Origin of the sequence: Pseudoalteromonas luteoviolacea S2607 (assembly GCF_001625575.1) — a bacterium.
Classification (GTDB): Bacteria; Pseudomonadota; Gammaproteobacteria; order Enterobacterales; family Alteromonadaceae; genus Pseudoalteromonas; species Pseudoalteromonas luteoviolacea_E.
Genome location: NZ_AUXV01000008.1, coordinates 51127 through 64642, shown reverse-complemented (window position 1 = coordinate 64642; position 13516 = coordinate 51127). Strand labels below are relative to the sequence as shown.

7 protein-coding genes are annotated in these 13516 nt (G+C 41.8%); 4 read left to right on the top strand and 3 right to left on the bottom strand.

Going from position 1 to position 13516, the window contains the following annotated elements; translation table 11 throughout:
- Positions 1–83 precede the first annotated feature (83 nt).
- From N480_RS07200 to N480_RS07190, 3 genes are all read left to right on the top strand, one after another.
- Positions 84–695, top strand: coding sequence for a tRNA-uridine aminocarboxypropyltransferase (locus N480_RS07200; RefSeq protein WP_063371843.1), 612 nt, complete (start codon positions 84–86; stop codon positions 693–695).
- Positions 679–1476: a CLCA_X family protein gene (locus N480_RS07195; RefSeq protein WP_331245794.1), complete on the top strand. Its 798-nt coding sequence runs from the start codon at positions 679–681 to the stop codon at positions 1474–1476. The genes N480_RS07200 and N480_RS07195 overlap by 17 nt, the downstream gene beginning before the upstream one ends.
- Before the next feature lie 177 nt (positions 1477–1653).
- On the top strand, positions 1654–3681 hold the full coding sequence (locus N480_RS07190) for a hybrid sensor histidine kinase/response regulator (protein WP_063371841.1): 2028 nt from the start codon (positions 1654–1656) through the stop codon (positions 3679–3681).
- Between the two features lie 33 nt (positions 3682–3714).
- On the opposite strand, the gene N480_RS07185 is transcribed toward N480_RS07190, so the two are convergent.
- Both N480_RS07185 and apbC read right to left on the bottom strand, forming a co-directional pair.
- Complete coding sequence (locus N480_RS07185) at positions 3715–6180, bottom strand: EAL domain-containing protein (RefSeq protein ID WP_063371840.1); 2466 nt, start codon at positions 6178–6180, stop codon at positions 3715–3717.
- Between the two features lie 215 nt (positions 6181–6395).
- Positions 6396–7469 (bottom strand): iron-sulfur cluster carrier protein ApbC, encoded by a 1074-nt coding sequence (gene apbC / locus N480_RS07180; protein ID WP_063371839.1) that lies wholly within the window; start codon positions 7467–7469, stop codon positions 6396–6398.
- A gap of 193 nt (positions 7470–7662) precedes the next feature.
- Here apbC and metG point away from each other — a divergent pair, with 193 nt between their 5' ends.
- Positions 7663–9687 carry a methionine--tRNA ligase gene (gene metG, locus N480_RS07175; protein ID WP_063371838.1) on the top strand — a complete coding sequence of 675 codons (2025 nt, stop codon included), beginning with the start codon at positions 7663–7665 and terminating at the stop codon, positions 9685–9687.
- Between the two features lie 58 nt (positions 9688–9745).
- Here metG and N480_RS07170 read toward each other — a convergent pair whose 3' ends face one another.
- Complete coding sequence (locus tag N480_RS07170; RefSeq protein WP_231102235.1) at positions 9746–13456, bottom strand: two-component regulator propeller domain-containing protein; 3711 nt, start codon at positions 13454–13456, stop codon at positions 9746–9748.
- Positions 13457–13516 lie beyond the last annotated feature (60 nt).

Genomic DNA, 13516 nt, shown 5'->3' with positions numbered 1-13516 from the left:
GCTAGCTAAGAGTCGTCACAAGGGCAAAGATAACCACAAAAATATGTTAATATACCCAACACTTTAACTCGCACTGGCCTTTTATGAAAAGAAGTACCTGCAAAAATTGCCACTTTTCTGTAAAAACTTGTGTATGCGACCACATATCGAATGTGCTCGCGAACAAAACACACCTAGTTGTATTACAGCACCCCTCTGAGGTTACCGCGGCAAAAAACACGGTGAGGTTGCTTAGTTTGCAACTAAAAAACATTCATGTCTTTGTTGGAGAGACTCCAAGCGATTTCGTCGACGCACAAGCCATTGCGAAACATAATCATTGTGCACTTTTATACCCAGGAGAAAATGCCGCCTCCATAGAAAATACTACCTCCGAAGAAACAAGAATTGATTATTTGTTTGTGCTAGACGGGACGTGGAAAAAAACACACAAGTTGGCAATGTTAAACCCATGGCTCAATGAGCTCCCACAAATCTCATTCAATAGTGCGCCTAAAAATCAATATAAGATCAGAAAAGCAGAACAGAAGTATAGTTTGTCTACTTTAGAGGCGTGCGCTTACTTCTTAACTGTTTATGACGGCATAGACCCAAAACCACTCTACAAATTACTGCAAGGTATGATCACTGAACAAACCAAATTTATGCCGCCACATGTAAGAGAACGGTATTTAGATAATGACGACTCGGCTTAATCGGCAATTTAAGCGCAGTGGACCTGACTACCGGTTTGGAGATCAGGTTTGCTTTGATGAAATAAAAGCCACATTTGGCTTTAAGACCATCATATTAGGTAACTGGGTAACTAAACAAGAACAACACGTTGCTGCAAATTTAATATATGATGCGCTCGCAGACCTTGCACAAATTTTATCCTTACCTCCTCAAGCAATAGGTTTAAGGCAGACTTTAAATTTAGCATTTGGCAGTGGCGGACAAAAAGGCGTGCAAGCGCATTATGAACCAGGCCGACGAACTTTGGCATTAGCAAAAAACGCTGGTGGTGGTGCACTAGCACACGAATGGTGGCACGCATTTGACCATTATATATGCAAGCATTTGTTCGAAACCTGTAACGCGTCTGATTTTGCATCCTCCGTTTGGTTAAGAGACCCCCCTAACCTCATTCACCCTCTCAATCACAAGCTCAGCAATATATATAAGTCAGTTTTACTGAGTGAGGATGCGAAACAACCAAGTTCGTATTTCAGTCGTTCAGTCAAGTTAGATAAGCAGTTTGGCCGTATATACTATAGCTTGCCAGAAGAGTTAACCGCGCGAGCCTTTGAATGCACAATAGCCTATCAAGGCACAATTGAAAATGAGTTCCTCGTTTCGGACGTTAGAAAATCAAAGCTGGAGATGTCGGGCGGGTTTTTATTATCACATGAGCGTGATGTACTCTCTAAAATACTCCTTGATTACTTTAAAACTCTCGGAGACATTTTGCATACTCAGCTCCTCTCACAAAATTAAACCGAGCTTTGGGTGTCTACATAATCGACAAACATAGAGTCGATAATAAATTACCTCATTGAAACGTAAATCTTTTCATATAATATATACATAGCGTATCAGCGTACTCCATGCACACGCCAGATTATGAGCTATCATTAGCAGTCTTTGCACTGGCACAAGAAGAAGGACCATAAGGTGAGTTTTTTAAGGCAATTTCACTCTATCGTGTCAGATCAGACACTTTCTACAGACCAGAAAATACAATCTTTACTTGTGTTTGGTTTAGAAGTGTTTTCATTGGAAATTGCTATTGTGAGTAAGGTTGTGGACTCAAGCTACGTTATATTGTACGTGGAGTCAGACAATCCGGACCTCACACCAAAATGTCGCTTTGATTTGGGCAACACATACTGTACTCATACGCTCAAAGCTGACAAGGCACTATGTTTTCACCATGCTGGTGACAGTGTAATTTCTACTCATCCCTGCTATTCAAACTTTCAACTAGAATCATACATTGGAGCACCGATTAGAGTTGGAAATGAAACGCTAGGTACCGTCAATTTTTCTTCTCCAAAGATCAGCGAGCCATTTACTTTAGAGCATATTGACTATGTAGAGCTGTTCGCTCAGTGGTTAGGCTCTGAGTTTGCTCGGCGCAAAGCAGAGGCGGTGTTGCATGACAATTATAAAACATTAGAGAAAATGGAAAAGGTAGCTTCCATAGGAAGTTGGAGATTAGATTTAGAGACTCAGCATTTATTTTGGAGTGACCAAGCAAAACGAATTCATGATTTTCCAGATCACGATACACCGACATTGGATTTATGGCTCTCACTCTTTGAATGCGACGATTACAAACAGCAATTTTTGCGCTCACTGTCTGATGCTGAGTTAACAGCTAAGCCTTGGGAAATAGAGCTAAAAGTAAAGACAGTAACGGGCAAGTGCATATGGGTGTCTTGGCATGGCGAGACTCAATATGCCGATGGAAAGTGCACCTGTTTGTTCGGCTCAATTCAGGATATTACACAGTCTGTAGAACTTCGAGAAACGCTCAAAGAGCAGCGCCGTGAAGCCGAGATGCTACTGGATGAAAGAAGTTACTTTTTATCTAAGATAAGCCATGAAATGAGAACCCCGCTCAACGGTATATCAGGACTACTTATCAATTCTCTGGACGAAATAAATCCCGAGATCAGAATGGAGAACTTGCAATTGGCTCTGCGCAGTGCCGATATACTATTAGGCCTTGTGAATGAAGTGCTAGACTTTTCGAAAATCTCCCAAGAAGGACTGACCTTAACCCCCCAGCCCACAGATATTTCCATAGCAGTGTCTGATGTGGTTGAGCTGTACAAACAGCTCATTAAAAACCCCAAAGTAAAGTTTGAGACCAATATAAAACTTAGCTCAAACTGCATGGTACTGTGCGATTCAGTTAGGTTGAATCAAATACTCACTAATTTATTGAGCAATGCGCTAAAGTTTACCACGCAAGGGGCCATCCAGTTGTCCGTTGAGTCTGTCGATACTCACTCCGGAATTATGCTCCATATATTAGTCTCCGACACTGGAATTGGCATGTCTCAAAATAGCCTAAACACTTTATTTCAACCATTTAAACAAGGTGAAAAAGAAGTCGGCAGCCAATACGGTGGGACTGGGCTTGGTATGTCCATCGTTAAAGAGCTCGTAGAGATCATGAATGGCCGTATTGAAGTTAAAAGTACACTTGGTAAAGGGAGTCAGTTTAAGGTTTCAATCCCTTTTGATACAACCTCGGTACAAATAGCAGAAGCGTCTCGCCAAGATAGCGCTTTTGACGCATCGAAACTTAATGTACTTGTTGTTGAAGACAATGAAATTAACCAAAAAGTGATGGAAGCTTACTTACTAAAGTTTAACGTTACTTCAGACTTTGCCAGTAATGGCGAGATTGCTCTTGAAAAGTGCTCAGCTAAAGCATACGACTTGGTTTTTATGGACAGCATCATGCCCGTCATGGACGGGCTGACAACCACCAAGAACCTACTACAGCAAAAACTTTTACCCAGCCATGCCCACATTGTCGCGTTGACCGGTAATACCTCTGAAGAAGATAGAGCAGCTTGCGAACTTGCAGGCATGAATGACGTGCTTTCAAAACCAATTGGTTTAATGCCGCTCGCTGAGACGCTATCAAACTGCCTAGAAAACCTCCGTGAACACAACAAAGTTTAGAACTCGGTCACGTATTGTTTATTGTGGTGTTCGCTAGGACGTTAAATAATGAATAACGTCCTCTACACCAGTCATTCTTTTTAGCCACACTTTATAGTCTTCAAATGGCAAAGGACGAGAAATAAAATATCCTTGCCCTATATCACATTCAAAGCTTTGTAGTTGCCTATAACTACCTTCGCTTTCAACGCCCTCAGCAACTACGATTGAGCCCAAGCTGTGCGCCATGTCACAAGTTGCCTTGCAAATAGTTTGGTTTGTTTTAGAACTCTCCAAATCCATGACAAAACGTTTGTCTACTTTTAATTTATCAAACCCAAGTTGACTTAGATAAGCCAAGGACGAATAGCCAGTGCCAAAATCGTCAATGGCAACTTTGATACCAACACTTCGATAGTCAGTTAAACTATCAAACAACATGGTTTCATTCTCTACGGTGGCAGACTCTGTTACTTCAAGCACAATTTGAGATGGAATCAGTTCATAATGATTAATTAATTCAATCAATTGCACTGTCAACTCTTTTCTTCCTACATCTCGCCCAGATATATTCAAAGACAATGTATGCGAAGGCAACAGTTGAACTAGCTCTGCTTGCTGCTTTAGCCCAGACTCAATAACCCACTCAGTCAATTCATAAATAATACCTGACGACTCGGCAATTGGAATAAATTCACTGGGGGGGATCACCCCCAATTCGGGATGATGCCACCGCAGTAATGCCTCTGCACCATACACACGTCCTGATTTCAAGTGCAGCTGAGGCTGTAGATATAAACTTAGCTGCTTTCGTTCAATGGCAACTTTTAATGCAGAAGCAATTTTTATACGCCGCTGAGATACAATCGAATTTCCAAAATCAAATAACTGCCATTTATTAGTGCCTACAGGTTTAGCGGCCATTGCTTGCATTGCACATTGGATGAGAGAATCAGCACTGGCTGCATGGATCGGGTTACTTGCCACACCAATTTCCAGTTGATCTACGAGTAAATCACCTCCAAAATCAATGCCCTCTTCAAAGCTGGCTGATAAAATACAAACAAACTGCTCTACTTGACTAAGCTCAAACTTACCGATTAACACCACCGCAAACAAAGAATCATCAAGCCTGTAAATAGAGGAATGACTTTTCAAATCTTCCGCTATAACAACGTTTCCATAAGTGTCTAGCTGCTCCCCGACTTTTATGAGCAACTTTTTCAAATGCGCATTGGCGTAGTTCCATCCCATATTTAAACGTATTGTTTGTAACACAAATGGACGAAACAGTAATAATGTATGAGGTTTACTTTCTTTGTCCAAGGCCTCTAGACTTTGCTGCAACATATATCGGTTTGGCGCACCAGTGTCTTTGTCATGGGTGGCATAGAACATCAACTTTCTTTTCTTGTTTTTATCATGCCAGTACAAATAACAGGCCAACATCACGACATGAAGCGTTATCAATAGGTGGCTCAAGAGAGATTCATCGACGGGAATGAAGATCCCAAATTGATTCACAAAGATTGACGCTTTTAAAGCAAAAATAGGCAACCAAGTTAGCACCAAAACCAGTACTTCATCTTTATGCTCACCATACTGACTTTTTAAAACAACCGCATATAAAATGCAGCAAATTAAGCTTGCAATGACATGAAAAACAAGCGAGTTCTGTGCATTGAGGGGCGCAATGAGTACAGCCAATGCCGCTATAAACCAAATAGATGCTGTGACTAATTTGGTATATTGCCCATCAGCCCTTTTCTCAACCATAAAATGATATAAAAACAAAATTGCGAAAATGAGCGAAAGTAAAAAGATTTGACTGTGAAAGGTGGCGAAATACCCTACCATATCGTTTGGAAATAAAAGCGTATTAGCACCATTATAAACTCCGCTTTGAACGCTTATACACACAAAGTAAGCCGCCAAAGACCCGAGTCCTTTGCGAGATTGGCCTAAGGCCATTAGTAATACAAAAAACGCAATAAAATAGTGAACACCGCTACTGGCCCCTAGAATGAAAAGCCGTTTGCTCAATACTTGGCGATATTCACCCGAAGACATTACTGACAGCGATAACATGCCGCTATATTTGGCATGTACTTGAATATACACTTGTGCAGGTTGTCCATCATCAATTAAGGCTTGATGAGGCAATATACTTTGCTCTGCCGATGTATAGCCAATCATGGGTGACGCCAGCACATAGTCAACGACAGAGCCCGCGACTACTCGATACAGTTTAACATGCCCCTCTATCGGGCTTGTAATGGCAACTATCTGCCGATTTTTATCATCGCTACTAACCTTAACCCAAACGGTTTCCCCTTTATTGAATTTCGTTTTTGTATCGATAGAACTAAAGTGGCTTTTACGATCAATAACAGCATCAATTGAGAGCTGATTGGATGTATCAGCAAAGCGCTCAATAGTATAACTTCCCTGAGCAGCCTCAACTTTTAAACAACCCGCCAACAATAAAATGATAAAGAGCTTCACTGTTATAAACCACATACCCACCTCCTTGAGTAAGTGATTAAATTAGGATCAAACTGTTTTGGTCAACGCCTCGTAGACAAACTCCACGTTCATACTATATGACGCCAGAATTTACACCTAGAAATAGGTACTTACTGTATTAACCCAAACCGCTTAACTCAATTATGGAAGCTGTGGTGATAATTACCAGCTATTAGGAAAAATAATGCGTTTTGAGGCAGTAAAAATGACTAATCATCTGTGATAACGATCTCGACACCATTACTGTCATGAGATTGTAGGTGCAGCATACTGCTAATCAATTGCGCACTGTATACATAGTGTTCGCTAATAGGCAGCTCTTTGTCAATTAGGTTAGCCCCCTGCTCTGACTCTTCCCGAATTTGAATATCCAAGGGAATTTCTGCCAACAATGGTACTCCATGGCGGGCAGCCAATTGGTTTCCGCCATCCTTGCCAAAAAGGTGGTTTTTTCCACCACAGTGCGAGCAATTGAAAAAGCTCATGTTTTCAATCAAGCCGATAATTGGCAAATTGACCTGCGAAAACATTGCGATACCCTTTTGAGCATCTGCCAAGGCCAAATCTTGCGGCGTTGTTACTATGACTGCGCCACTTGCAGGGATTTTCTGCGTCATAGTAAGCTGAATATCCCCAGTACCTGGAGGCATATCTACGATCAAATAGTCTAACTCCCCCCAATCCGTTTCATTGAGTAACTGGCTCAACGCTTGCGATGCCATTGGACCTCGCCATACCGTGGCATTCTCCGCTGGTACCAGATAACCAATGGACATCGTCTTTAGCCCATATTTTTCCATAGGGTTCAGGACTTTTTCATCTTTAGCAGTAGGTTGTTCGCCCACAAGACCGAGCAACGAAGGGATTGATGGCCCATAAATATCCGCGTCTAACACACCAACTCTCGCTCCTTCTGATTTTAGCGCCAAGGCCAAATTTACCGCAGTAGTAGACTTTCCTACGCCGCCTTTACCAGATGCGACCAAAATAATATGCCTAATCTTTTTAAACTTATAGTGAGGAGCCAGCTGAGCATTGATAGAGACTGTGATCTCGTGATTTAAGCTGTCTTGCAAGTGTGCTTTCAAAATGGATTGTTGTGATTTAGCCGCAAATGGCAAATCAATACGAACTCGCCACTCGTTATTTTCTTTTTTAATTTGATCTATCCACTCTGACTGGATCCCCATCGGAAAAATCGCACTTCGATAATTATTTAAAAGCTCAATGATTTTCTTTTCAACAGGATCTTCTTTACTGAACAAACTCTTGATACCAAACATACAAATAAAACGCCATCAGGTGGTGAAAATAACGCTGGAATTATGTAACATTCAGTTCATTAAGACCAGTCAAAATCGCGTTAAGAGGGCATATTCCAGTTAAAGGTTAAATCTGTACTAAATTCAATCGTTAAAATTAGCACAGTACTTCAATTGGTATTAGTCAATGCGGCTAAAAATCCATGGGAAAACTATGACAAAGAGAAAAATTCTCATTACCAGTGCATTACCGTATGCAAATGGCCCAACTCATTTAGGGCACTTATTAGAATATATTCAAACCGATGTTTGGTCTCGTTTCCAAAAAATGCGTGGCCACGAAGCATATTATGTATGTGCAGATGATGCTCATGGTACTCCGATCATGCTTAATGCCCAGAAGCAGGGCATTACACCTGAAGAAATGGTGAAAAACGTCAGTATTGAAAGACAGCGAGATTTTGCTGACTTCAATATTGTGTTTGACAACTACCACAGTACACATAGTGAAGAGAATAAGGCGCTTAGTGAGCTTATCTATACTCGCCTAAACGATAAAGGTCACATCAAAAAACGTACTATATCGCAACTGTTCGACCCTGAAAAAAGTATCTTCTTACCCGATCGTTTTGTTACTGGCACTTGCCCAACCTGTAACGCAGATGACCAAAATGGTGATAGCTGTGATGCGTGTGGCGCAACATATAGCCCAACAGAGCTCAAAAATCCAAAGTCTGCGATGTCTGGTGCTACGCCTATCCTGAAAGACTCTGAACACTTCTTCTTTGACTTGCCTGCTTTCGAAGGCATGTTAAAAGAATGGTTGCATTCAGGTAGCCTACAGGCAGAAATGGCCAATAAACTTGAAGAGTGGTTTGCAGAAGGCCTACAGCAATGGGATATCAGCCGAGATGCACCTTATTTTGGTTTCGAGATCCCAGGCGCCCCAGGTAAGTACTTTTATGTCTGGCTTGATGCACCTATTGGTTATATGGCTAGCTTTAAAAACCTATGCGACAAGAGTGGCATAGACTTTGACAGCTTTTGGGGTAAAGATTCTGACGCAGAACTATATCACTTCATTGGTAAAGACATTATTTACTTCCACAGTTTATTCTGGCCTGCAATGCTTGAAGGTGCAGAGTTTAGAAAGCCGACCAATGTTTTCGCACACGGCTTTGTTACAGTAAATGGCGCTAAAATGTCTAAGTCAAAAGGTACGTTCATCAAAGCGAGAACCTACTTAGAACACCTAGACCCAGAGTACTTGCGCTATTATTACGCTGCTAAGCTAAATAGTGGCATTACCGATTTAGACCTAAACCTAGAAGATTTTGCGCAGCGTGTAAACTCTGACCTAGTAGGTAAAGTGGTTAATATTGCCAGCCGATGTGCAGGCTTTATCACTAAAAAGTTCTCTGGCAAGCTTAGTGACGTAATTATGGATGAAGCGCTTTTAGCAGAGTTCACGGCTGCTTCAGAAACAATTGCCACCCATTATGAAAACCGCGAATATAGCCGAGCTATTCGTGAAATTATGACGCTTGCAGATAAAGCAAACCAGTTTATTGATGCTGAAGCTCCATGGGTACTAATTAAAGATGAAGCAACACAAGAGCGCGCGCACCAAGTGTGCTCACTTGGCCTGAATATGTTCAAGGTTATCCTCACGTACTTAAAACCTGTCCTACCAGGTATGAGTGCGAATGTTGAACAGTTCTTGGCGACTGAATTACATTGGGACACAGTCGCTGAACCTTTGAAAGGTCATGAGATCAATAAGTTTAAAGCACTCATGCAACGTGTAGATTTAGATAAGGTAAACGCTATGGTGGAAGCATCCAAAGAAAGCTTAGAAGCAGCAAAGCCAGCTATAGATCCAAACAGCCCGCTGGCAAAAGAGCCTATTGCAGATGAAATTGAGTTCAACGATTTCGCTAAAGTAGACCTACGCGTAGCAAAGATTGCTAAAGCAGAGCACGTAGAAGGAGCTGAAAAGCTTTTAAAACTTACACTTGATCTAGGCGGAGAAACTCGTCAAGTGTTTGCAGGTATTAAGTCGGCATACGCGCCAGAGGACATCGAAGGTAAGTTAACCGTTATGGTTGCAAACCTTAAGCCACGTAAAATGCGTTTTGGTATGTCTGAAGGGATGGTACTGGCAGCAGGTCCTGGTGGAAAAGAGATCTATATTTTGAGCCCTGATGAAGGGTCTGAACCAGGAATGCGAGTAATGTAATTTACTTCCATCTGCAAAAAGCCACCTTCTCGGTGGCTTTTTTAATTGGAGAACCTGACTAGGCCTCTTTCACGTCAATCGGGCTTGTTACTTTTACGTAGGGAACCTTAATCCTTACCTCAAGACCTTTTTCAGGTTTTGACCAAGCTGATATTTCGCCTTTTAGCAGTTGAGTTACCAAATTATAAACAATATGCATACCCAGTCCACATCCCCCCTGACTGCGCTTTGTGGTGACAAATGGGTCGAATAAAGTAGTTAGACTGCTATCACTCATGCCGATTCCATTATCCTTGTACGTCAGCGACCAAGCGCCCTCAAGTAGCTGCACGTTAACTTGAACACAACCTTCGTCTTGATGCTCAAACCCATGGATCATCGAGTTGTTGTAAAGGTTGGTTAATATTTGATAGATGGCTCCAGGATAGGTATTTACATCGATTCGCTCTTCCCCATCAATTTTTAAGACAACGTTTTTACCTTTTGCCAGAGGCGCAAGTGAACTAAAAACATCCTCTACGTATTCTTTTACATTTATATCGCGCTGGACTTCACTTGAATGATCAACAGCGACTTGCTTAAAGTTGCTAATCAGTTCCCTTGCCCTGTCCAGGTTGCGATTCATCAATTGGTACCCTTCCCTTTGCTCTTTGATTGACTGCTCAAGCTCTGATTGCTTAAGTGTTTGATTTTCTAATTTCATCGAAATTTGTTTAAGGCTTTCTTCATTGTATGAAATCGCTGTGATTGAAATACCTAAAGGCGTATTGATTTCATGTGCGATACCCGCAACAACATTGCCTAGTGAGGCCATTTTTTCACTTTCGATCAGTTCTTGCTGCGTGCGTTTGAGCTCAATCATCGCTTGCTCAAGTTTTTGATTTTTGCGATACAGCTCATCCGTACGCACTGCCACTTTTATCTCGAGTTCTTCATTTAACGACTGCAAGGCATTTTGGTGGGCTTTTAATTCAGCAATGTCCTTGAGTGCGCCAGCTACACGCATCACCTTTCCGTGACTGTCACGGCTTACCACTTTTCCTCGCTCAAGTACCCAAGTCCAATCACCGTCAACCGTTTTTACTCGAATCGCGATTTCATAAGTATCTTCATCCCCTTCTAAGCAAGCTTCTAGCTTTTCCTCCCACGCAACGCAGTCTTTAGGATGAATAAAGTGAACAGCATCGCTCACTGCCATCCAAGATCTGCAGTCACCGTAGTCAATCCTAGGTTTAACGCTATGACGATAGATCTTTCCTGTTTCAATGTGCCAATCCCATAATTCATCTTGACTCGCCCATAGCGACAGTTCCAATCGCTCCTGCAATTCGTTCATTGTTTGGTTGTCACTAACGACTTGCTGGAAACGTTTCTGCCTTTGCCTTACCCATAAATAGAAAGCCAAAGTTAACGTTAGAATATACGCCGCTTTTGTATAATTATTCCACCACCAAGGCGCTTGTATTTCTATATCAAACAAATGGGTTGGCGAGACTTGATTGAATCGATTTATGGTATAAGTTTGAACTTGGTATTTACCGGGATTCAGTTTTAGTAGGTTAATTTGTCTGACGCCGTCGGCTAACTTCAACCATTTTTCACTCAGCCCAATAATGCGGTAGTAAAAGCGCAGTCCTTCCGAACCATAATCCAAACTAGAATAGTGAAGCGATAAAATATCTTGATTGTGATTGAGGTCAATCCTTGTCGTTAGCTCTGGTGCGAGCTTTAACTCATCATCAGTAGAGGGATGCAATTCATTTCCCAACAACTCAATGCTCGACACTAACAACGGCCTGCTAGTTGGGGCAATCCTAATTTGTTTCGGATAAAACTGGTTAAACCCTTTAGATCCCCCAATAAAAACTCGGCCATCAGGAGACAGCCAACTGGCATTGTAATTAAACTCGTTTCCTTGTACGCCATCCACAGGGAGAAAGTTATCGATTTTAAAATCATGAATATTAACTCTCGATAACCCTCCACTGGTGCCAAGCCACACATGATCCTGCTCATCATATATGAGCGCCCAAACAGCACCGTTTGTCAGTCCATCCGATTTTTTTATTACTTTTGTGACTGTAAAGTTGCTATTTACAATGGACACGCCTGATTCACTGCCAGCCCAAATACGACCATAGCTGTCCTCTTGGAGCATAAATACGATATCAGACACAAGCGACTCAGCAATCGTTAACTGCTCCAATACGCCTTCTTCGTACTTGAACAATCCATCCCCAATGCTGCCGAAAATAAGCCCATCACCAAAAGGTAAAATAGAGGACACATGGTTCGGAGCATTGTCTAATTTGATAAATGATTCAAGCTGTTTTGAGGTTTCATTAAAATACAACAACCCCATAGTCCGAGAACTGACCAAAATTTTGCCTTTATAAGATACGATATCATTGAAGCTTAGCTCAGGCCCTTTACCTACATCAGGAGCTAAATTCAATAACTCGCCACTTTCAAAGTCCAATCTGAATACACCTAGCCCTCTTGTTGCCAACCACATGTGATCATTTTCAATATGTAGTTTGGTAATGAACGCATTCGAAAGTAGTGAAAGCTGCTTGTATTCTCTGTAAGCGGCTTTAAACCCAGAGCCATCAAAAAAGTACAACCCTGATGATGTTGCGAGCCAAAGCCTGTCTTGTCTATCAAGCGCAAAGTTGCGAATGTCGGGCTCTTGCATGGGGCTATCTGGAAAGTTGTATTCACTCACATGTCCAAAATTTTCACTCAATCGACTGATAAAATGAAGGCCTCCCGTTTCCGTGCCAAACCATAAATCACTATTGCTGTCTTTTAATACCGACATAATACTATTATCTTGCAGCCCCAACCCCTGCCCTTCGTGCTTAAACCAATGCTTCTTTAGGTTTCCTTTGAGGTCATATAGATAGACTCCATAGTTGGTGCCTAAAAATAAACTATTAGATGAAATATGAATATTGTTGAGTTCGAGACCTCTGCGCTCACTCACTTTGCTGCGCCAAAGAATACGCTCATAGAGGGTATCATAACTGACGAGTTCGTTACTTTTGGACAGTAAGAATACTCTTTCGCCATTTAGGCGCATATGTTTATAATCACCGTTTAAGAGCTGGCTGCCTTGGCCTGACTGAGTATTAAAGGCCATCAAACCTTCTTCTGACAAGTAATAGATAAGATTCTTGTTCGTGACAACATGACTAATAAATCGTCCACTGAGCTCAAGGGAGCTGGGGGCAAGCGTCACTTTATCAATCAAATAAAACTTATTATTCTCTGTAGACACAGCAATGTGGCTACCACTGCAACTCAGGGTTTTGACTCGATCAGAAGTGATAACATCATAGTGCTCTTTTAAAAAGCTCTGGAATCGGCCTGTTACGGTGTGATAGGCGCTTAACCCCGTGCTTGTACCGATCCATACGGTTTCTCCACTGTGGCAAAGGCCTGTTATAAACGCTCCTGCTAGCTCATTCGGATCTTGTTGTTTGCTGGTAAACTGTTTGAATTCATGACCATCAAAGCGGTTTAGCCCGGCTTGCGTTCCAATCCAGATGTAGCCGAGTTGATCTTCAGCGAGTGCCATAATAGTGACTTGGCTTAGTCCAGACTCGTAGTCAAACCTACGCATTACTTGAGAAGTATCAGTAAAAAGAGGACCCGCAATAGAAGCGCCAGATAGCACTGTCAGCAAGAAAGCCAACAACACCAGCCTATATGTAACTCTATTAGCAAGTGATTTTATCATTATCAGTAAGTGCAACTTAAACAGCATAAAATGCCACTTAGTATCGAAACTTACCAATAACTATAGCAAAAGCTACGTTTGACGCTG

Coding starts and splice junctions, on each gene's coding strand:
- N480_RS07200 (WP_063371843.1), top strand. CDS start 84: ATGAAAAGAAGTACCTGCAAAAATTGCCACTTTTCTGTAAAAACTTGT.
- N480_RS07195 (WP_331245794.1), top strand. CDS start 679: ATGACGACTCGGCTTAATCGGCAATTTAAGCGCAGTGGACCTGACTAC.
- N480_RS07185 (WP_063371840.1), bottom strand. CDS start 6,180: ATGTGGTTTATAACAGTGAAGCTCTTTATCATTTTATTGTTGGCGGGT.
- apbC (WP_063371839.1), bottom strand. CDS start 7,469: ATGTTTGGTATCAAGAGTTTGTTCAGTAAAGAAGATCCTGTTGAAAAG.
- metG (WP_063371838.1), top strand. CDS start 7,663: ATGACAAAGAGAAAAATTCTCATTACCAGTGCATTACCGTATGCAAAT.
- N480_RS07170 (WP_231102235.1), bottom strand. CDS start 13,456: ATGCTGTTTAAGTTGCACTTACTGATAATGATAAAATCACTTGCTAAT.